This is a genomic window from Chitinophaga oryziterrae, assembly GCF_009758125.1.
In the GTDB taxonomy this organism is placed as follows: Bacteria; Bacteroidota; Bacteroidia; order Chitinophagales; family Chitinophagaceae; genus Chitinophaga; species Chitinophaga oryziterrae.
The window spans coordinates 1,785,692-1,806,789 of record NZ_WRXO01000001.1 but is presented as its reverse complement, the minus strand read 5'-3'; the positions used below and the strand labels follow the sequence as shown (position 1 = coordinate 1,806,789).

Here is a 21,098-nt window from a genome sequence, read left to right as displayed (position 1 = left end):
AGTAAAGCAGCTCAAATTGAGCTGCTTTACTTTTTATTTATCAGACAGGTAAAAAAGATGGGGATTAGGAAACCAACCTGGTTTTATTACAATTCTTTCTTCTAATAGCCTCTCCAGAGAATTGTTAATATCACCTTCCGAAAACGAATAACCATACTCTTTTTTTGATGATTCTAAAAATTCATGTAACCTTTGACTATCGAAACCATCACATCTATCGTCAGGCCCAAAATCTACATCAATTGAACTATTATCAAATTCAAAATAACAACCTCCGCCATGAAAATTAAAAAAATAACCTTCTTCCAAAACGCCTTCTTTAGGAATTATATTAATTCTTCTTGCTCCTAATAAAGATTCTCCATTAGTACTATAGCTTTCCTTCAACGTGTTACACATATACGTTGAACATGCTATGTAATCTTTTATTAGTTTTAATAATTCGTCTTCTTTATGATTCATTTTAATTATGGCTTTTTTTGAGCCTACAATGTTTATCTCCAGAATTAAAACAATCACAAACACCTGATAATTATTAAACGCTCTTCACTCAACAGGAAATAAATATGGTCTAGTACTCATACATTAGGATGAGGAAAGAGTTATCCGTCTTTCTTTTATTCAATCAATTAAAAATTATTTACAAGAAGCTTTAGGGGTCATTTTTATAAATTGATTTTATTATCCCTCAATCAAAATTAGGTCACCTAAAAAATAATTGAGGCAACCTAATTCACTGTTTGTGAATCTATTTATTTATGATAAATCGCTTTTGGCCTTTTCAAATTCTTTTAAGAATTCACCTGCAATCATATCAAAATATTGATCAGGAATATAAGATTCATCTATTCCTCAGCCCTAACGACAACACTAATCTATCCAGGGAACATTTTGGCTCTTATAACCACCATTCTCTGGTAATAAGGCTTCATAATCACATGCCGCAACTGCAGCCAAGTTTTGACTCCATAGCCAATTTAATATTCTTGTAGTTTCATCTACATAAAGGGCCTCTACAGTTTCATTTTTAAATTCCAAATATGTCAGATATCTAAAATATAGAAAACCATCGGGAAAATCTCTTTGTCTATATTCGTCAAAGTCTCCATTCTCCTCTATATATAATTTATAATCTCCTTTATCAACGCACGATATTTCATTAACTTCTGCATTAAGAAAAGAGCTGAATCTGCTTTTTAAATTTTCTTCAGACACTAAGCCTGAAACATAGATAGAGCAATTAATCATATGTCACTTTGTTTTATTGGCAGAAGCTCCTCTGATTGGAATCTGAACACCATTATCAAAGGGCCCTCCTTTTTTTATTACTGAAAGATCTACTTTCATGTCCAATATTTCTAGCAACCCATTTTTTACACTTCGTAAACCAGCGTCACCTGTAGTAATCTTACCCGTTTTAATTGCGTGCTGCATCGTTTTCCATTTGGCACTACCAACATTAGGTGTACCAAAAGCCTTCGAAATTAACTCATCAAATTGTTCCGGAGCTACTTTAATGGCTATATCTACATCAGAAGCCGCTGTAGCTGTGCCAGAAGCTCTGCTTCCCTGTACTACTACAATATCATTACTGATATCCCCAACAGTTGATTTCAAATATTTTGACATCGCACTAAAATCTTTCGCATTTATGCCTTGCGGACGAGGCATTGACGCAAACTCTCCTAAGCTTAATAATGTTCCAGTGACATTTGTAAATGCCATTATCCTACCTTTTTCATCAATTTTATTCCCTGCTAAATCTGTAGAATGTTGTGGGCCATTGATTATAGAGGTTCCAACAATCTTTGAATCATTAAACAAGTTATAAAATAGGCCATCTATTCCCAACGTAAAAGCATTCGCTAAGTTTCTTGTTGTATTATTCTGAGTATAATAACTATGCACTTTAACGCTTGTAGGAATTTTTGAAACCCCAGTAGCTACAAAACGAGGCTGATTAGCGATTCTATGTACTTCCACATCATGCTGAAGTTCCATTTTAGCCTTAATCTGATCCTTAATAATACCTATACAATGCTGACTAAATCTAAATTCAAAGACTTCTTCCAGAAAAATATTGCTACACTATAACGGAAAAAGCGCAGCCGATACGACTACGCTTTGATTTCGCTTTGTTCAAATGTTGCAAGATTAAATTTTCACAACACTACTCTAGCGAATACATTCGCTGGAGTTCGCCCATCCTTTTAATAATTTCATCCTTAATAGTATCCAATTCTACGCTAAAAGAATACTAAACTATCGTCTACAGCATTGCCCCTATCATCTTCAATGAACACATATTTTCCTATAAATTGATTAGATCTATCCCATAAGCCTATGGCGATTTCCAGTACGTATGTCTCTGTGTCTTCCTGAGAAAAGACAATTTTTATATCAAATTCTTTTAATTCAATTGTATTAAATGGTACCGGGACCTCTTCCTCCAGGAAAGCATTGTCTTCATTGTTTATACAATTATTATACTTTTCTTTAGCCTTAGTATAAAGTAAGGCTAACTCTTGTTTACTTATATCAATTATCATAATTCGAAGTCAATTTAGTGTCCTCCTATTTTGTCAAAGTAAATATGCCCATTCGGCAATGGATTACCATAAATCCGAATATCTCCGCCCTTTCCTAAGATTTTCACCTTGTATTGATATCCTGTCTCTTTAACTTCAGTTGCTGTTAACTTGATTATACCTTGTTGCCCTGTAGGAGCAACAAGGCCCTTTTCAATTGCGGCAGCAACTTTTTTCTGAAGAGCGGCATCCAATGAATTAAACACAGACGGTTTTACCCATCCCGAAGTCTTGGCCGGCTTATTGGTTCCAGCCGAATTAGTATTGCCTGAACCATTTTGACTCTGCCCATTGCTTTGACCAGAATTAGCAGTTGAATAGACTATCGCGGCTGTTTTCAATTCCAAACTTGCGGTAGTCTTTGCTACTTGAGTCTCTGCAACTAAAGAAAGCCGAGGAGATGTTCCACTACCTACCCCTTCTATCATTCCCGCATTTGCCCAAACATCTGAAGCTGCATTAAACCACTCCGTCTGTTCCGCATTTAATCCTAAACTTTCGGCACTCCTATGGATCAAACCCAGAGAACTTGCTCTAGACAAACCATCCATTGCTCCAAAAAGAGACCCTCCAAGGTATCCTAGATTCCTTTTAAAATCAGTTTTTATTTGGTCGCCGGTCTTTAGACTTATATCGAATTGGTTAATTGCATAGGAGACTTTAGAAACCTTATCATTATAGTAGTCTGTTAATAAACTCCATGCACCTTTTAAATAATCCTTAGGTCCAGGAGGATCTGAGTAATTCCCTAACGCATCGCTATATAATATTGGACTATTATTAAATGTGGCATATTCACTAATTCCAGTGATAGGTTCTGGATCTAAATTCCATCTCCTCCCAATTCTCGTATCATACTCCCAAAACTCTGCTGTATAGCTATTACCCTCTCCGCCTATTTCATCTGACTTCTCTTGCCCATTAAACCCATAACGATAACTACCAAGCGAATAACTCCTATCAGGCTGCAACATACCAAATGGGTAGTAGTCCTGTGCACTTAAAAGTTCTGCTTTGTAATAGTCGCCCTCCAGGACGGGTTTGTCCGTGATGGTGGCCAGTACATTCCCTAGGTGGTTGGCTAACTCATAGCGTTTGAGGCCTAGGTTATCCCAGATGGTGCTGGCGTCGGTGCCGACAGTAAGGTTGGGTTCCCAGATGCCAAGGCGGCTGGAGCCATAGAGCTGCTGCTCTTTCCAATAGAGGGTGGTACCACCGTCTTTGTTGCAGTAAACAGCTAGCGTATTGCCTTGTGCATCACGTACATACCAGGTTTTGTCTGTGACACCGGCATGGGTGTAAGCCTTGTAGATACGGTTACCAGACGCGTCATAACGATATTCCAAAGAACTCCCATCGGCTTTTGTGATGGTTTTGATTTTACCATAGACTGTCCACTGGATGTTGGAGATACCACCCTCGGTGTCTTTTATCAGATTGCCGATGTTATCGTAAAGATAATTGTTTGTTGATTGATTTGATATGTCTTCTGTGTAAGCATCATTAACAACGGAGTCCTGTACCTGGGTGAGGCGGTTACTGGTAAGGTAACCGGAAGCGTCACGGGGATAGATGTATTTCATGCTATCCATAGGAAGGCCCTTGCCGCTGGCTCCACTGCCATAACGTACATAGCTGAGAATGTTACCATTACCATCATACTTGACATCTTCTTTGAAAGGGAAGCCAATAGATGTCGTATTCCAAGTCGTATCACCAACTGTCAATCCGTGCTGACGCATCGCCGTTAAGCGGTTTAGCTGGTCATAGCGGTAGGTGTAGCCTACTGAGGAACCGGCATTGATATCGGATAGCGCAAGCGTGCTACGGCTGATGTTACCGTTGTAGAGATTGCGGCCCATTACATCACCCTGCTGAGGTGACCAATTCAAAGTAAGGGCTGTTTGGGACGCACCAATAGGCTGATAGTCACCGTTGAAGTAGTCCAGGGTGTAGGCGTAGGCATCACGGGCAACAACGGCACGTGGGGAGCCAACAACCCCGTCTTTACCCATGTCGTTAGTAGCGGATAGGTAGTTGCCGTTTACACCCTTCAACCAGCCTTGTAAGGTATAGGCATAGTCGAGACCCTGAACCAGCGCTGTGTTGCCTAATTCCATGCGGGAAAGAGGGCCATGCAGGTAGTAGCGGTAAGCTGCATCTGTTTTGGCATTCTCTATTTCCCAGCCATCGGAAGAAGTACTGTTGATACCCGTACGGGCTTTTATTAAACGATTCTCTGCATCGTATTCGTAGTTATAGAAGAAACGGTCTGCGGAACCCTGCTGGTAACGTACTTTGTTTACCTTCCCACTCACAAGGTCGTATTGATAGTCAATACGTTTGGTACCGAGGTCCTGTATCTGCTGCCACAGCGTTTTTACGTTACCGATCTGGTCGTAGCTGTAATAAGTAGCCTGCTGGGGACTACCCGCAGATGTTTCCTGGAAAGTAACCGCAGCAACGCGCTTGCGCAGGTTATCCTGAGAAAGACCAGCGTCTGCATAAGGCTCATCGTAATAAGTGCGGGTGATCTGTGCACTATCGCCACCTGAGTACAGGAATGAATACACATCATTTGAACTAAGGAATGGGTTAGCTGCCAGCGGCACAACAGCCAACTTCTCGCCTACTTCGTTAATTCGTCCCTGACCATCGTAGATGGTATAACTATAGCGATTGCTGCTATTGCCATTTATAGGTTTTTCTGCTCCGAATTCTGAGAATAGATTACTCTACCCAAATTGTCGTACCAGAAGCGACTGAGGCCACTGAACAAACCTAGTGGCGATTTAGCATCCTTAAACCATTTTGAGGTTAATTGGCTATACTTTTTATTTGCAACCTGCTATTTTGATCTTGATGGCTTCACTGATAACCCTGACATGCGCAATTGTGCGTCTAAAAAATCAATAAACCGTTCAAAAATCAGCTTAACCTCATTTATACCTGCGCCTTCTCCAAAATAATATACGGGAAGGGAACTTGGTCCATCAATAAGAAAATATGCCATTTGATATCCTTGATGCAACCAAAAAACAAACGCATTATCTGGCAAAAGCCCTAAATTATTATCATGCATAATTTCAATTGCGCCATCTTTAAGATCATATAATTCATTTAAAAAAACAGAAGATCCTCGCATAAAAGCTCCTGCCCCATTACCCATAACAAGTAAAAATTCCTTATAGATTAAAGGAAGTTCAATATTAAAGTATTTCTCAGCCTCGATAATATCAACCTTTGAGCAGGGAAAAAGTTCACAACCCTTGCCTTCTAAATGCTTAACAAGTTCCTGAATAGTATTCATATCTATTTTTTCTTCTTTATGCCATCTATAACATTTACTTCCACATTCTTAAATCTGTATCTTTAAATAATAAAAAATCAAATCCTTCTTTTTTCATTACGATGTTGAGATTTACAAATTGAAGCTAAAAAGGCTGCAGCATGTATTCGGATTTACCCCACCCGATGATTTAGCTTTGATAAGATTGATTGTATAGTCCGAAAAAAGATTAATGCTGATCAAATAAAACAAGATCCAATTCTCTTTTAATTGGCACTTTATTCTTCCATTCTTCTTCATCTATATTCATTAATTCCAGGTTAAAATGAAATTTATCAGCTTTTAACATAAGATACTCGCCTAAAGGAAAGTTACCGACTTCCCAATTATTCTTATATCCAATGAAACCAAATTCCAGTAAAAGTCTATCTAATGAGGAATAAATTTCATTAAATAAGTTATCGAATGATAAATTCTTCTTCCATAATTCCCGACTATAAATAGAACTGGTTGGAGATAACTCAATAATTCTTATTTCTAATTCTGATTGCAAGCTGTCAGCCGTTATAATCCAGGAGTAATTAACACGATCATCATACCACATGATTTCAAAACTGTATGGGAAGATGTCGCCATTTGCTTCTCTACGACAGCTATAAACAAAAAAAAGCCCATTTAAAAGTTCCTGAAATTTATCTCCATATGCATAGCTATGTCCAATTTTTATTTTCTCATCCTCTGTTTCAAGTTCGGCTACGATATAGCCAACGGTCTGAATGTTAAATTGAATTTTCATATTAATGATTAATGGGAGTTAATAATATTCATTATACCAGTTTTTAGCCTGTGATTTGTCCTGCATTTACACTTTTGCTTGCTTCATAGACAACAAAGATAAGCACACTCATTTCCTATTTGTTTAAAATATCCAGGTGCATTCATCCCTTATAAAAAGAGAAAAACGGTTCTAACAGGATTCCCCGTTAACACTTTCATGTGATAACATATAAATAATAGTCCTGAATGGCTCATAACCCGTCTATATTTACAAAGTTCGTATAACCTTATAATTCAGCAGATTGAATTCTTTTCTGACTATCTGTTTTCTATATTTCCTTTATACTAATTGCCCGGTAAGTAGTTCTTCATTTCCTTTGATATTACCACGAATGAAATTTTTTCCACGTTAAATACTGATGCACTGCCATCAGCAATTGTTATCCATTTTAAATACCTATCAACAATGAGAAAGACCCACTCTTTTCCCTCGGTCCTGCCAAAATTGCCCGGCTGGATACTGCTATTGTTCTTATTTACCAACGCACACGCACAAAGCGACGGACTGCCACGCGGCGCCTATCAGCTGCCTTATGCCCGTTATGAGGCGGATAACGGCACTTTAAGCGGTGGTGCTGCAATACAGCAATCACCGCAGTTCATCCAGACAGACATCGCATCGGAAGCCTCCGATCAGAAGTATGTAAGTCTGGCCGCTAATAATGCCAGTATTGAATGGACCGCCACACAATCCGCACAAGGTGTAAACCTGCGGTTTACCATGCCGGATGACAATACCGGGGCCGGTTTGACCGGCTCCCTGGGATTGTATGTCAATGGCACTAAAGTGAAGACGATTGCCCTTAGTTCCTATTGGGCGTATCAGTACTTCCCACAGGCAGATCCTGTACAGACGCCTGGCGGCAAAACGTTCATGCGCTTTGATGAAGTACACTTCAAACTGGACAATCCCATTAATGCCGGTGCTACCGTTGCTATCAAAAAAGATAATGGCGACGCCATTACTTATGGTGTGGATTTTATTGAACTGGAACCTGTACCAACTGCACTAACGCAACCTGCCAACTATTTGTCCGTTACAGCTTACGGCGCTGTAGCAGATGACCAGACAGACGATTTCGCTGCATTCAATGCCTGTATCGCCGCTGCTGCCGCGCAGGGTAAAAACGTGTATATCCCGGCGGGCAGGTTCCTGCTGAGTGATAAGCTGCCGCTGAATGTCAGCAACATGAAAATACAGGGAGCAGGTGTGTGGTATACACAGGTATACTTCTCTACCGACAAACAATTTTATGGTGGTATCATGGCCCGCGCCAGCAATGTGGAGATCTCCAATTTCTCACTGAATACCATCAACAATGACCGGCTGAAATATGATGAAGCCAATCCCCGTTTACCAGGAGAAATGTATAAGACCTACAAAGGTTTTATGGGTACTTACGGATCAGGATCACGTATTCATGATATATGGGTAGAACATTTTGAATGCGGGTTCTGGATAGCTGGTTACGACCCTCCATATCCTATTGATGTGACGACAGACCTGGTGATCTCTAAATGCCGTATCAGGAATAATTATGCAGATGGAGTGAATTTCTGTCAGGGTACTTCCAATTCCGTTGTAGAGCAATCCAGTGTCCGTAATAACGGCGATGATGGTTTGGCTGTATGGCCTGCTAATGCTGCCGGTAACAATCAGACCTGCCGGAATAATATCTTCAGATATAATACGATCGAAGATAACTGGCGTGCTGGTAGTATCGCATTGTTTGGAGGTACCGGTCATGAGATACATCATAACCTGATCAAGGATGGTGTAGCAGGATCTGCTATCCGTTTTACAAACGACTTCCCCGGGTTTACGTTTGAATATCCCGGAGATGTGATCAAGGTGTATGAGAATACCATGTCCGGTTGCGGTAGCAGCTATGACCTGTGGGACCAGAAACGCGGTGCTATAGAGTTCTATGCAGGTGGCAGCGGGATTTTTAATATGCAGTTTGATAACAATACTATTTTACGTTCCCAGCGTGATGCGATTCAGATTTACGGGAACGGTATTCATCACCTGGTATTTAACAATACCACGATTGATGGTACTGGTCTTGATCCTGTAGTACGCGATGTACCTGCGGACGTATATGGCGGATTTGGCCTGTATGTGCAGGCGGGTTCACAAACTGCTACGTTTAATAATCTGACAGTGACGAATGCGGAATCCGGTGCTTATATCAATAAAAACAACAGCTTCCAGCTTATCATCCAGAATATAAATATTCCTACCTCCGGTGTGAGTATCAAACCTGCCAATGATACCACGCTTACAACAGGACAAATACTACAGCTCTCCGCAGATATATTACCTGTGGACGCTACGAATAAGAATGTTACCTGGAGCAGCTCCAATACGGCAGTTGCCACTGTAGATGCCAGTGGTAAAGTTACTGCAGTAGGTTATGGTACAGCGATCATTACTGTCACTACCGTCAGTGGTAACTTTACGGCTACACGTAAAGTAACGATACAGCCCGGTGTGAATGTAGTAGCTACGACGCCTGCTGCGGCTGAAGGTGGTGCTGCCGGCGTGTTCACCATCAGTACCTCTTCCCTTTCACAAACTATCCATGTGAAATATACGGTTAGTGGTACGGCTTCCGGTAGTGATTATACAGCGAGCCCTCTTTTAAACGGAACGATTACGCTTACAGCAGCGAATCCTTCCGCTACTATCACTATTACGCCGGTAGATGATGTCAGTTTCGAAGGCCCTGAGACATTAAGGATATCTCTTACAAAAGACAGTACGTATAATCTTGGCGGTGATACCACTGCGGTGATCACTATTGCCGATAATGATAACCCGCCTTGTGTGGCACCTGTGATAGCACAGGTATCAGGTACCGCTCCTGTTATCGATCAGGCGATCGATGGTGCATGGGCGATTGCGCCGGTGAAGAATATCAGCAATGTAATACTCGGTTCCCTCCCTGCTGACTATGCCGGTAAATGGCGTGCATTGTACGATAATACGAACCTCTATTTACTGGTAGAAGTAAATGATGCCACTAAATATGCAGACTCCGGTGATAGCTGGTGGGAAGATGATGTAGTGGAAATATTTATCGATGGAGATAACAGCAAAGGTACTTCGTATGATGGTATCAATGATTTCCAGCTGGGCTTCCGCTGGAACGACAATACCATTCATGTGGGTGGTTCTTCTGTCAACAGGACAACCGGTATCAACTTTAAGCAATATGCTACCACTACAGGGTATAACCTGGAAGTAGCTATTCCATGGTCTACTATCGGCGTCTCTCCTTCTATCGGAAAATCATTAGGACTGGACATACAGATCGATGATGATGACAATGGTGGTACCCGCGATGCGCAGATTGCCTCTTTTGCGACCAATACAACCGCTTTCCAGAACCCTGCCGTATTTGGCACTGTATACCTGACTACCTGCAATGGTGCGGCTAATCAGCCCCCTGTTGTGAATGCCGGCACAGACCAGACACTGGCAGCGAATACAACGTCTGTAACACTGCAGGGCACTGGTAGTGATCCGGAAGGCAATGCTGTGACTTACAGCTGGGTGAAAGTTAGCGGTCCTTCCGTGACGTTTAGCAGTACAACAGTTGCTAATCCGGTTATTACAGGACTGACGAATAGCAGTACCTATGTGTTCCAGCTGACTGTCAGCGACGGTACTTTAACGGCCGCAGACCAGGTACAGGTAACTGTTGGTACGGTGAGCAATCCGAATGCCTTAACCGCTTATCCTGCGGGTACGATCACCGTGGATGGTAATTTAAATGAGAGTAGCTGGAACCTTTCCAGGTCCATTGCCAAAACCACGACTGGCTCCCCCAATAATACCGCCACTTTTGGCGTGTTATGGGATAATACGAACCTGTATGTTGGCGTGAAAGTACTGGATGCTTCGTTATACAGTGATTCTCCTGATTCATGGGATAATGATGCCGTGGAAGTATTCATCGATGCCAATAATAACAAGCTGAGTAGTTTTGATGGAAAGGATAACCAGTTCATTAAAGCGTATAACAGCAGTACCCTTTTCAGTAAGGTAGCGGTGACAGGTGTTCAGCATGCCTATGCTGCTATTTCTGGTGGTTATACGGTAGAAATCAGTATTCCGTGGTCACAGCTGGGTCTTACTCCCGCTGCCGGTCTGACGTTCGGGTTTGATGCGGGTTATGACGATGACGATAATGGAGGAGCAAGGGATGGTCAGGCAGTATGGACTGGTACGATCAATAATTATCAGAGTACCGCTGATTATGGTACCGTGGTATTATCGTCCGCTTTACCTGCGGCTTTAGCGGTAGCTGTTGTCAAAGAAATAGCACAACCTGATATGAAGATATTGCCGAATCCGGCTGTTGACGGACGTGCGAAAGTATTGATATCCGGGAATACCGCTAACGGGCATTTGTTTGTGTATGATCTGAATGGAAAACAAGTGTATACAACGAAAGCACAACCCGAAGTATTGCTGAATTTACAGCAGTTACCAAAAGGGGTATATGTAGTGAAATATGTTATTGGAGATAAGACCTTTACAAAGAAGTTGCTGATCCAGTAATGTATTGAGAATTTATAATATGATTGATACTTCCCAAAGGTGAACGGAAATAGGACGTTTCTATATAGCCTAAAGGAATTTATACAGCCTCATTAGTAATAAAATGAAGAATATCAATCTATTGTATATTAAAAAAGTCTTGCGATCTGATGATTGCAAGGCTTTTTTAATTCTATAAACCCCCGCTTGAAAAGCAATAAATTCCCGATTGCGCAAATGGATTTCCCGATTCGTCTACAATAAATGGCTCCCTTGTGCTTCTTTTGCACAATTCTTAACTGTAGTGAACAATTTACATATTTCTGTCATGAGACTTTTACTGACCACATCGATTTGCATATTACTCCCTGTTACGCTGTGGGCACAAAATACCGGAACCGTAAAGGGGAGAGTAAGTACTACCGATGATAAAGCAATCGCTTTTGTTAATGTGAGCATCCCTGCCCTGAAAAAAGGGGTTATCACCTCCGAAGATGGTACCTATCTTATTCAGGGAGTACCTGCCGGCGAATATGTATTAAGGATTTCACATATTGGCATAAAAACGCAGGAACAGCAGATCGAGGTAATTGCAGATACCTCTCTTCCTGTAAACGTTGTCATGTCCCGGAAAGCATCCCAGCTTGAAGAAGTGGTAGTGAATGCACAGAAAGGTGTAAATCAGAAAATAGTGGCCGTCGGGAAGCTGGCCGTGCCGGTAATGGACCTGCCTCAGGGCATTGCAATTGTAGATGAACAGGTAATCAAAGACCAGCAGGCCATGCGCCTGAGTGACGTGATAAAAAATATAAATGGCGTTTACCTGGCAACCGAAAGGGGCAGCACACAGGAGAACTTTTCTGCCCGTGGATATGCCTTTTCAAGTACCAATATGTTTAAGAACGGAGCCCGCGTAAATAGTGGGGCTATGCCGGAAGTAAGCGGACTGGAAAGAGTGGAAGTATTAAAAGGAAGCGCTGCCATTTTATATGGGAATGTTTCTCCCGGTGGTATTTTAAATATGGTTACCAAACAACCTAAATTCTATAAAGGTGGAGAAATATCCATGAGGGTAGGTAGTTATGGATTATATAAACCCGCCTTTGATGTTTATGGTCCTCTTAATGCCAAACTGGCCTACCGGTTAAACGGCACATACGAAAAAGCAAACAGTTACCGCGATGTGGTACATTCAGACAGGTATTATATCAATCCATCTTTGTTATATAAAGTGAGTGATAAAACGGAAATAGTACTGGAAGGCGATTACCTCTATCATAAATTTACACCGGACTTTGGCATCGGGTCCATAGATAATAATAAGATTCCTGATGTATCCCGCTCCGCTTTTTTTGGTACATCATGGCAATATGCGAAAACGCAGCAAACTACCGCTACCGCCAGCATAAGACATCATTTCAATGATAACTGGAGCCTCAACGGCTCTGCTTCTTATCAGGAATACAGCAGGGATTATTATTCCACAGAACGTATTCAGTTTAAGGCCAATGGCGACTGGGCAAGACCTTTAAATAAGACCAGATCTGTGGAAGATTATTATGCTGCCCAGGTAAACCTCAGCGGGAAGTTTAATACAGGTAAAATTGCACACACTTTACTGGTAGGTGCTGATGCCGACCGCTACCTGAACAAAACTTATACCTATGTTCAGCCTACCATATATGATACGCTGAACCTGTTTGATCCCAACAAATTTATACAACGTACCGGCATTCCTGCTTATCGCGACAGCTCACTTGCAAGCATACCTACCAATCGCTTTGGCGCCTATGTGCAGGACCTCATCTCGATCAGTGAAAAAGTGAAAGTACTGGCAGGTATCAGGTGGTCTTTCCAGGAAGCACAGCCTACTACCACGACTTACTATACTAAAAAAGACAGTATTGGTAGAGGGATGCCTAAAACAGATAAAGCCTTTTCTCCCCGTGTAGGCCTGGTGTATAAACCAATTAATACAATGGCTGTATTTGCCAGTTATGCCAATTCGTTCACACCTAACACCGGAACGGACATCTACAACAATGCCTTGAAACCATCTATCATTGACCAGTTTGAACTTGGTATTAAAAATGATTTCTTTAAAGGCGCGCTCTCTGCCAATGTAACAGCTTACCGTATCGTGAATAATAATTTTACACAAATGGCTTTGTTCAAAGCAGATGGTACTGAAAATACCAATACCTCTGTGAAGGAATCAACGGACCAGCAAACGATCAGCGATGGTGTAGAAGTAGATTTGTCGGGCCACCCGGTTAAAGGTCTGGACATTATTGGCGGATATAGCTATAATAATATGCGCTACACAAAAAACGAGAATAAGAAAGGCAATTATGTTGTAGGACAACGTCTTGTCAATACCCCTGCACATACGGCCAATCTTACCGCCTTTTATACGTTTTCAGATCGCGGGTTAAAAGGTCTGAAAGTAGGCGCAGGCGCCTATTATATTGGAAAACGTATCGGTGGCTGGAACAATACAATTGGCCAGTCGTATACATATGACAGACAGATCCCCGTAGATGGTTTTATCACGATAGATCTGAACGCAGGTTATACCTATAAGCATTTTGCAGTGTTGGCTAAAGTATCAAACATTACAAATACTTATAACTATTATGTACACGAGAATTATAGTATCAATCCCATTCCACCCACACAACTATCAGTAACAGTATCCTACAGGCTCTGATCCGATGGAATAAATATTTGAAGAAGGCGTCTCAATTACTTTTGAGACGCCTTCTTTTTTGTATATTGCAGTAGTGTCAGATGTACATTTAATAAATATTTCCACTATGAAAAGACTGTTATTCCTTCTTTGCATTGTTAGTTGTCGTGTATTTGCCCAGGATATTTCAATAAGCTCTCCGGATAACAGGATTACCATTCACGTAAATACAGCGGGTGTTTTAGAGTATAGTATCAGTAAGGATGCGACTCCGCTGATATCTCCTTCTTCACTGGGTTTTGAGTTTAAGCATGAACCGGCAATGGGCGCAGATATGTTAGTACTCGACACGATCACTCGTTTAGTAAACGATACATGGACGCCTGTAGTAAAATCCAAACATGCCAGCATCAATAATAATTATCGTGAGATGGAGATCAGACTAAGAGAAAAAGGTGGTTTAATGCGCCGGATGGACCTCTTTTTCAGGGCTTATAATGATGGTATCGCATTCCGGTATAAGCTATACAGAAGCAGGAAAACAGGTAACCGGGAGATAACGAAAGAAATCACCGGTTTCAGGTTTGCCGGTGACGCAAAAGCATGGATAGCAGAATATGGGGGCTATTCAACTTCACAGGAAGGATTATTTAATGCACGCCCGCTTGATTCTGTGAACGAGCATACCATTGCAGGTTTACCGATGCTGATAGAACTGAACAAAAACAGTTATGCAGCTATTACAGAAGCGAATATCAATAATTATCCGGGATTCTATTTAGGTAAATCAATTGGCTTAACGACCAAACTGGCGCCTTTACCGGGTGAATCTGAAGACGGCGTAAAAGTCCGCTTTTCAGATACACTGTTTACTCCCTGGCGTGTGATAATGCTGGCTGAAAAACCAGGCGATCTGATCGCCTCTGAGATCATTCAGAACCTGAATGATCCCTGTGCGATTGAAGACCCATCATGGATTAAACCGGGTATGAGCGCCTGGGACCATTGGTGGAGCGGCGAAGTGAAAATGGACATGCCTACTATCAAAAGATATATAGACCTCGCTTCACAGATGGGATGGCCTTATATGCTGATAGACTGGCAATGGTATGGTACATTTAATAAGCCGGAAGCGGACATTACTAAAACAGCCTCACAGCTCGATATGTCTGAAATACTACGATATGCGAAAGAGAAAAATGTACGTTGCTGGGTGTGGTTGTATAATACAGATGTAAACAGTAATAATAATTTTGAAGCAGCCTTTCCTGTATATGAGAAATGGGGAATTGCAGGTGTGAAAATAGATTTTATGGATAGAGATGATCAGGAGATGGTGAACTGGTATCATGATATCATAAAAGCGGCAGCCAGACATCATCTCATGGTAGATTTTCATGGGGCTTATAAACCAGATGGCATCATCCGCACTTATCCTAATATGATCACCCGGGAGGGTGTGATGGGCGAAGAATATTCCAAGTTCTCTCATAAAGTTACACCCAGACACAATGTAACATTACCCTTTACACGTATGCTGGCAGGACAAATGGACTATACGCCCGGCGGGTTTCTCAATGTAACCCCTAAAGATTTTAAACAGCAAACGCCTACGCAGGTAATGAATACCCGCTGTGCAGAGTTATCCAAATTTGTGATCTACGAGAGCCCTTTTACTGTATTCTGTGAAGATCCTGAGCATGTGACCGGACAACCGGGAGCTGACTTTCTACGGCTTGTGCCCACTGTATGGGATGATATTAAAGTACTGGAAGGTTATCCCGGTGAATATATCGCGTTGGCTAAACGAAGCGGGAATGACTGGTTTATAGGAGCTATGACCAATGAATCTAAAAGGACGCTGACAGTGCAACTGGATTTTCTGTCTGCCGGGAATTATGAAATGGAGATATGGCAGGATGCGAAAGATGCCGGAGAACAGCCTGCACATCTGACAAAGATCAATAAAAAAATAAAAGCGGGGGAAAAGATCAGGATCGATATGAAAGAAGGTGGTGGTTATGTGGCAAGGTTGCGGGCATTATAACTTTTCCAGCTGCCGGAGATAATCATATTGCAGATCCTCATGCTGCGCTGAAATAGCTTTTTCGATCTTCTTAAGTTGCTGCTGATACAGATTAGATAATGCAAGGCTATCATTCACCTTAATACCGGATTCTTTTACTTTGGTACAGAAATACAGTAACAGTTCTATTTCGGCCTGTTTAGAGCCGGTATATTTGATCTGTTTATTAGTATTACGGAGTATTTTCCTCAAGTGTTTCTTGATGTAATAAACATGACCTCTGCCCGGTTCTGCTGCAAACTCGGTATCCATGTTTTCTTTCACCGCTTCAATATAGCCTTGCAGGTTATGCGACTCGAACAGCAGGTAAGAAAGCAGTTCTTTGTTATCTTTCTTGAATTTCGCCAGTCGCAGGCATAGCTCTACCAGTTGGGCAGGAGGCACCACATTTAACTCTTTCTTTATTTCGGTAAGACCGGCAGCTTTCATCAGGAATAAAAATCTACCAAAGCACCAAAATAAGCATCGTTCCATCCTTCTACGATATCATCATATGCTTCATCAGGAATGTTGGTATGCCTCAGTTCTGCATCCGTTCCTTTTTTGCTGGGATGCAGGATGATGGTAACGATAGATGCTTCTTCCTGTTCTCCGAAATACCATTCCTGCACGATCTTTTTATCGTTCTCGAACTCCAGGTTCATACCGGTGATGCTTTCGCTCCACAGGGAAAACTCAGAGCCTGCTACGTCAGACATCTCTGCAGGTTCGCCTGTCCACAGCTGGATGGTAGCCGGGTTGGTCAGTGCTTTGTATATATCTTCAGGTGGCGCCGGAACCACAAAATGTTTCTTATAATCCTTCATACTACTATTGATAAAGCGCAAAATTACCCCAATTTATTGAAATATGACGCCGCTTCTTCTTTCCATTAACACCGTATCCCGCCAGATGCCGTTCATTTGCCCTATCCTTTCCCTTCTTCCTACCAGCCTGAAACCGTGTTTCTCATGCAGTCGGATACTGGCGGTGTTCTCCGGGAAGATACCAGCCTGTAAGGTCCAGAAATGCTGTTGTTCGCTCTCTTTTATCAATGTTGCCAGTAATTTGCTTCCTACCCCCTGCCCCTGGGCTTCCGGGTGAATATAGATACTGACCTCTGCCACACCGGCGTATACCGCCCTTGCAGATACCGGGCTGAGGGCTGCCCAGCCCAGAATGCGATCATCATCTTTCAAAGCGATCAAACGGCAGGTTTTGACATGCCCCCTATCCCACTCTTCCCATGTTGGGGCTGTTGTCTGAAAGGTAGCATTACCGGAGGCAATGCCTTTCCCGTAGATATCTTTTACCTGCGGCCAGTGAGTTTCTTCCAGGTTACTTATTCTTACTGAGGTAGTCATTGTAGCTTTTCTTTATAAATTCGTAGAGGTCGTAATCAGTGGCATCTTTCATAAAATCATAGGTAGGATGGTATTGTTCCATGAATAAAGAGAGCGTGTCCCCGTTCAGATTGGTGAGCTTGTTTACAATCTCCCGCGAGTATTTATAATTCACAAATTCATCGTGTTCGTAGTTTATTAACTGCTTCTTAAATTTCGACTTCTTGTTATTCTTTTTGATGGAGAGAGCTTTGTAGAGTTGATGAATATCTACGGCTGTTATTTTATAGACTTCGTACCATTTAGGTCGCCGGAAACCAAAACTCTTTTCATATTCTTCATGAAAACGTATCGAGTCTCTCTTATAATTGCTACCCGCTATTCTAACCGCCTGCAATTGAATCGACTGCCTTACCATGATATGATTATGGATTGTTTTTCCAGCGGCCATTACGTAAGCAGATTGCAGGTATCCTAATGTTCTGAAGAAGATGGTATCTCCTGTTCTGGCAGGGATGGAGTAGCGCCCGGAGGTATCGCTGGTGGTGATTACACCGGAGGTTTTGTTGGTGATGGAGACACTTGTAATAGGGATGCTGTCTTCCCCTCTTACAATTCCTTTTAGCAGATGCTGTCCTATGCTGCTCATTGCAGGCAGTAGACATATAAGGGTCAGCAGTAATTTCTTCATGGAGACCGGTTTTCGGATCCTAAGTTAATAATTTTTATGAGGTGTAGTCCCGGTCTTTATTTAACAATCCCAGCGACGATCAATACTGGTAAGTGCTGGCGCACTCATAAATCCACTCTTCTGATTGATGATCCCATTCGGATCAGTAAAATGGTTGGTCAAAATTGTATTAATGCGATTTCTCAACGTTACTTCCATAATTCCCAATAGTGGGTGAAAAGCCTGCGCTATTTTCAAATTCGCTTTATACAACCTGATTGCTTTATGCTTATTATTTTCGGTAGCTGCTAAATATCTGTCTATACGTTGAGCAGACAGGTATAGGCTTAATTTGTTAAATCGCATTTTTAGAAAAAATTTTGAAGATTCTGGGAATAACATTAAGTTAGTGTCATGACGCTTGGTAAAGCCTCTTGCTGAAAAGCAACGTAACTAAGTTTATGATTTTTAAAGGGTCGCTTTTGTGACCCTTTTTTCATTTATGACAACCTTCTTAGTTTTTGGATTAACGAACAGAATAATTTATTATCTATATATCAAATATACATTCTATCATTTAGAATTCCATTTCCTTTTATACAAAATCAAAATTGATTGATCATTACATAAAGTCACTTGGAGCACACCATTTTGGAGGAAGCCTTATGATTATTAATTCTGAGGCAGCAAAAAAATTAATTGATAAGTACTTTTCAATAATAGTTCCCCATAAAAAAACCGCCTCAGTATTACACTGAGACGGCCTTTTCTATTTTTCATTTTTCTATTTTACGCTTTGCAACCACTCATCCGGTATAGGCTGAATCTTTCCGCCATTAACCCGGTATTCCAGTTTAAGGGTGTAACCACCACCACCTTCAACGAACTTAATTTCGAAAGGGTGTAAACCTTTCTGCAAAGCTATCTGTCCGCTCTTTTGCAGAGGGGCATGCCAGCCATCGTTGTCAATCACTTTTTCGTTTTCAATGTAGAGGTTAGCGCCGTCATCTGCCGTGAGGAAGAAGCTGTATATCGCTGTAGAAGGCACATCTATATAGCCGGTGATTTTTGCACCGAAAGACTGGCCACCATGACCTAAACTATCAGGCATGATCGCGTTATGTACATGGATAACGCTATCTGCTTTTTCTTTCAGTTTAGTAACACTCTTATATTCACCATAGTAGTAGTCCAGCCGTAAGCCTTGCTGTAAACCGGAAACATCAACAGGTTTGAAGTAAGACTGCTTGCGATAATTGAGCGTGTAGATATCACTACGGTTACCGGAAGGGCTAAACCCTGCCAGCTTAATACTTACAGTACCAGGGATGATATAGTTGGCCGGGAATTCGGCAGAGTGTACGTTAGGCGCAGTACCATCCGTAGTATAACGGATAGTCATATCCGCCATTGGCTTCGCAATGTTTAAGACAGTCTTATCAACGAAGACGTTGTCTTCTGTGAAGCCTTCGAGGTCTGGCATACGGTAATGAACATTCAGTCTGTCCAGGCGTTTGTATTGCGTGTTGAGGCGCTGAAGATAGCCGTCATAATCAGAACGGTGTGTCCACAGTACTTCAGCGAGGGCAGTCATACGGGGCATGAACATGAAATCAGCACGCTTCTCATTAGGGATCCATTCTGTCCAGATGTTGGCCTGTGCACCAATGATGTATTTGGCTTCATCAGCAGTGAGTGCTTTAGGCACCGGTTCGAAGTGATATACGTTGGAAACAGAATTGCGATCAGGGATACCATCGAAGTACAATGGGTTACCGGGAGTCATGATCACATAGTTGCCATTCTTTGCCGCTTTGATGGGTGCATCAGGTACCCAGCTGCGCCAGTACATCAACACCGCTGTAGGACTGATACCACCTTCCAGGATCTCATCCCAGCCGATCAGCTTTTTGCCTTTGGAGTTAAAGAACTTCTCCATGCGTTTTACGAAGTAGCTTTGTAGTTCTTCAACTGTTTGCAGGTTGTTCGCTTTCATCACTTCTTCGCAGCCGGGGAATGTTTTCCAGCTGCTCTTTTCTACTTCATCAGCACCAAGATGGATGTATTGAGAAGGGAATAAAGCCGCTATTTCAGTGAATACGTCTTCAGCAAAAGTGAAGGTAGTTTCTTTACAAGGGCAGATGGGCGTTGTAAAGAATTTACCCCAGGATGTGCCACCAGTACAGCTCAGGTAAGGATAAGCATTGATAGCCGCCATCATATGACCCGGCATATCTATCTCAGGAATGATCTCGATGTGACGCGCCGCTGCATATGCGATCACGTCTTTCATCTGTACCTGTGTATAAAAACCGCCGTATAAAGTTTTGCCATTCCGGTGAATGATATGGGATTTATCCATCTCCATATCAGGATTGGTCTTTGCCTTCTCCATACAGATAGAATCCTGGTTGTTGAATTCTCTCCAGGCTCCCTGTTGTGTCAGCAGCGGGTATTTTTTGATTTCAATACGCCAGCCCTGATCATCGGTAAGATGCAGATGAAGTTTATTCATTTTGTACAATGCCAGCAGGTCTATGAATTTCTTCAGGTAAGATACGGAGAAGAAATGCCTGGAAACGTCCAGGTGCATACCACGCCATGCATACACAGGATGGTCGGTGATATCTGCTGCAGGAATAGAGATCTTTGTTTGTTTACCGGTTTTTACCCCTTCAATGGAAGGAGGCATCAGCTGACGGATCGTTTCTACCGCACGGAAAGCACCGGTAGCTGTTTTAGCCGAGATCAGCACCTGGGTGGTACTAATATTCAGTTTGTAGTCTTCTTCTCCTTCCAGCTGGTTATCCTGCCGGAATACAATGCTGCCTTTGGCAGCCACGGGTAATACCCTGCCAATGCCCTGTGTGATCAGCGCCTGTAACTGCGCTGCTTCATTACGGAACATAGCCGGCGCTACTAATTTCGTGTTCGCGGTAATTACAAACTCACCCTGTTGCGGTACCAGCTGCTGCGGATATGGAATGATTCCGTAGCGTTCCTGTGCATTGACTGCGGAGTGCAGTAATACACAAAGTACCATAGACCATAATGGTTTAAACATAATA

Annotated in this window: 16 protein-coding genes; 3 read left to right on the top strand and 13 right to left on the bottom strand. The window is 42.0% G+C overall.

Going from position 1 to position 21,098, the window contains the following annotated elements; all coding sequences use genetic code 11:
- Positions 1-33: 33 nt before the first annotated feature.
- The 7 genes from GO495_RS07455 to GO495_RS07425 all read right to left on the bottom strand — a co-directional run bounded on the left by GO495_RS07455 (position 34) and on the right by GO495_RS07425 (position 6,673).
- A complete protein-coding gene (locus GO495_RS07455; RefSeq protein WP_157299042.1) occupies positions 34-519 on the bottom strand; it encodes a DUF6896 domain-containing protein in 486 nt (161 codons plus the stop codon).
- A 351-nt stretch (positions 520-870) separates the two neighbouring features.
- Entirely contained in the window at positions 871-1,248 is a 378-nt protein-coding gene (locus tag GO495_RS07450; protein WP_157299041.1) for a hypothetical protein, read from the bottom strand.
- 3 nt (positions 1,249-1,251) lie between these two features.
- Positions 1,252-2,001 (bottom strand): nucleotidyltransferase domain-containing protein, encoded by a 750-nt coding sequence (locus tag GO495_RS07445; protein WP_157299040.1) that lies wholly within the window; start codon positions 1,999-2,001, stop codon positions 1,252-1,254.
- Positions 2,002-2,246: 245 nt separating this feature from the next.
- The gene (locus GO495_RS07440; protein WP_157299039.1) at positions 2,247-2,549 is read right to left on the bottom strand and encodes a hypothetical protein; all 303 of its coding nucleotides are present in this window, start codon (positions 2,547-2,549) and stop codon (positions 2,247-2,249) included.
- Positions 2,550-2,563: 14 nt separating this feature from the next.
- Positions 2,564-5,209: an RHS repeat domain-containing protein gene (locus GO495_RS07435; protein WP_157299038.1), complete on the bottom strand. Its 2,646-nt coding sequence runs from the start codon at positions 5,207-5,209 to the stop codon at positions 2,564-2,566.
- A 227-nt stretch (positions 5,210-5,436) separates the two neighbouring features.
- Complete coding sequence (locus tag GO495_RS07430; protein ID WP_157299037.1) at positions 5,437-5,898, bottom strand: SMI1/KNR4 family protein; 462 nt, start codon at positions 5,896-5,898, stop codon at positions 5,437-5,439.
- Positions 5,899-6,106: 208 nt separating this feature from the next.
- Complete coding sequence (locus GO495_RS07425; RefSeq protein ID WP_157299036.1) at positions 6,107-6,673, bottom strand: hypothetical protein; 567 nt, start codon at positions 6,671-6,673, stop codon at positions 6,107-6,109.
- A gap of 447 nt (positions 6,674-7,120) precedes the next feature.
- On the opposite strand from GO495_RS07425, the gene GO495_RS07420 reads away from it, so the two are divergent.
- The 3 genes from GO495_RS07420 to GO495_RS32050 all read left to right on the top strand — a co-directional run bounded on the left by GO495_RS07420 (position 7,121) and on the right by GO495_RS32050 (position 15,999).
- The gene (locus GO495_RS07420) at positions 7,121-11,284 is read left to right on the top strand and encodes a sugar-binding protein (RefSeq protein WP_157299035.1); all 4,164 of its coding nucleotides are present in this window, start codon (positions 7,121-7,123) and stop codon (positions 11,282-11,284) included.
- 307 nt (positions 11,285-11,591) lie between these two features.
- Positions 11,592-13,973 (top strand): TonB-dependent receptor, encoded by a 2,382-nt coding sequence (locus GO495_RS07415; RefSeq protein WP_157299034.1) that lies wholly within the window; start codon positions 11,592-11,594, stop codon positions 13,971-13,973.
- Between the two features lie 106 nt (positions 13,974-14,079).
- Positions 14,080-15,999 carry a glycoside hydrolase family 97 protein gene (locus tag GO495_RS32050; RefSeq protein WP_205691212.1) on the top strand — a complete coding sequence of 640 codons (1,920 nt, stop codon included), beginning with the start codon at positions 14,080-14,082 and terminating at the stop codon, positions 15,997-15,999.
- Here the strand turns inward: GO495_RS32050 and GO495_RS07405 are convergent.
- The 6 genes from GO495_RS07405 to GO495_RS07380 form a co-directional block, all read right to left on the bottom strand.
- Positions 15,994-16,467: a hypothetical protein gene (locus tag GO495_RS07405; protein WP_157299033.1), complete on the bottom strand. Its 474-nt coding sequence runs from the start codon at positions 16,465-16,467 to the stop codon at positions 15,994-15,996. The two genes, GO495_RS32050 and GO495_RS07405, sit on opposite strands and share 6 nt — an antisense overlap.
- Positions 16,467-16,844, bottom strand: a complete 378-nt coding sequence (locus GO495_RS07400; protein ID WP_089786143.1) for an SRPBCC domain-containing protein — start codon at positions 16,842-16,844, stop codon at positions 16,467-16,469. Before GO495_RS07400 ends, GO495_RS07405 begins: the two co-directional genes overlap by 1 nt.
- 33 nt (positions 16,845-16,877) lie before the next feature.
- Positions 16,878-17,381 (bottom strand): GNAT family N-acetyltransferase, encoded by a 504-nt coding sequence (locus GO495_RS07395; RefSeq protein ID WP_157299032.1) that lies wholly within the window; start codon positions 17,379-17,381, stop codon positions 16,878-16,880.
- Entirely contained in the window at positions 17,356-18,051 is a 696-nt protein-coding gene (locus tag GO495_RS07390; RefSeq protein WP_157299031.1) for a carboxypeptidase-like regulatory domain-containing protein, read from the bottom strand. Before GO495_RS07390 ends, GO495_RS07395 begins: the two co-directional genes overlap by 26 nt.
- A 60-nt stretch (positions 18,052-18,111) precedes the next feature.
- Complete coding sequence (locus GO495_RS07385; protein ID WP_157299030.1) at positions 18,112-18,396, bottom strand: hypothetical protein; 285 nt, start codon at positions 18,394-18,396, stop codon at positions 18,112-18,114.
- A gap of 418 nt (positions 18,397-18,814) precedes the next feature.
- A complete protein-coding gene (locus GO495_RS07380) occupies positions 18,815-21,094 on the bottom strand; it encodes a family 20 glycosylhydrolase (protein ID WP_157299029.1) in 2,280 nt (759 codons plus the stop codon).
- Positions 21,095-21,098 lie beyond the last annotated feature (4 nt).

Excerpts from the sequence above, each read along its gene's own strand:
- GO495_RS07450 (WP_157299041.1), bottom strand. The coding sequence starts at position 1,248 with ATGATTAATTGCTCTATCTATGTTTCAGGCTTAGTGTCTGAAGAAAAT.
- GO495_RS07445 (WP_157299040.1), bottom strand. The coding sequence starts at position 2,001 with ATGGAACTTCAGCATGATGTGGAAGTACATAGAATCGCTAATCAGCCT.
- GO495_RS07440 (WP_157299039.1), bottom strand. The coding sequence starts at position 2,549 with ATGATAATTGATATAAGTAAACAAGAGTTAGCCTTACTTTATACTAAG.
- GO495_RS07430 (WP_157299037.1), bottom strand. The coding sequence starts at position 5,898 with ATGAATACTATTCAGGAACTTGTTAAGCATTTAGAAGGCAAGGGTTGT.
- GO495_RS07425 (WP_157299036.1), bottom strand. The coding sequence starts at position 6,673 with ATGAAAATTCAATTTAACATTCAGACCGTTGGCTATATCGTAGCCGAA.
- GO495_RS07420 (WP_157299035.1), top strand. The coding sequence starts at position 7,121 with ATGAGAAAGACCCACTCTTTTCCCTCGGTCCTGCCAAAATTGCCCGGC.
- GO495_RS07415 (WP_157299034.1), top strand. The coding sequence starts at position 11,592 with ATGAGACTTTTACTGACCACATCGATTTGCATATTACTCCCTGTTACG.
- GO495_RS32050 (WP_205691212.1), top strand. The coding sequence starts at position 14,080 with ATGAAAAGACTGTTATTCCTTCTTTGCATTGTTAGTTGTCGTGTATTT.
- GO495_RS07405 (WP_157299033.1), bottom strand. The coding sequence starts at position 16,467 with ATGAAAGCTGCCGGTCTTACCGAAATAAAGAAAGAGTTAAATGTGGTG.
- GO495_RS07400 (WP_089786143.1), bottom strand. The coding sequence starts at position 16,844 with ATGAAGGATTATAAGAAACATTTTGTGGTTCCGGCGCCACCTGAAGAT.
- GO495_RS07395 (WP_157299032.1), bottom strand. The coding sequence starts at position 17,381 with ATGACTACCTCAGTAAGAATAAGTAACCTGGAAGAAACTCACTGGCCG.
- GO495_RS07390 (WP_157299031.1), bottom strand. The coding sequence starts at position 18,051 with ATGAAGAAATTACTGCTGACCCTTATATGTCTACTGCCTGCAATGAGC.
- GO495_RS07385 (WP_157299030.1), bottom strand. The coding sequence starts at position 18,396 with ATGCGATTTAACAAATTAAGCCTATACCTGTCTGCTCAACGTATAGAC.
- GO495_RS07380 (WP_157299029.1), bottom strand. The coding sequence starts at position 21,094 with ATGTTTAAACCATTATGGTCTATGGTACTTTGTGTATTACTGCACTCC.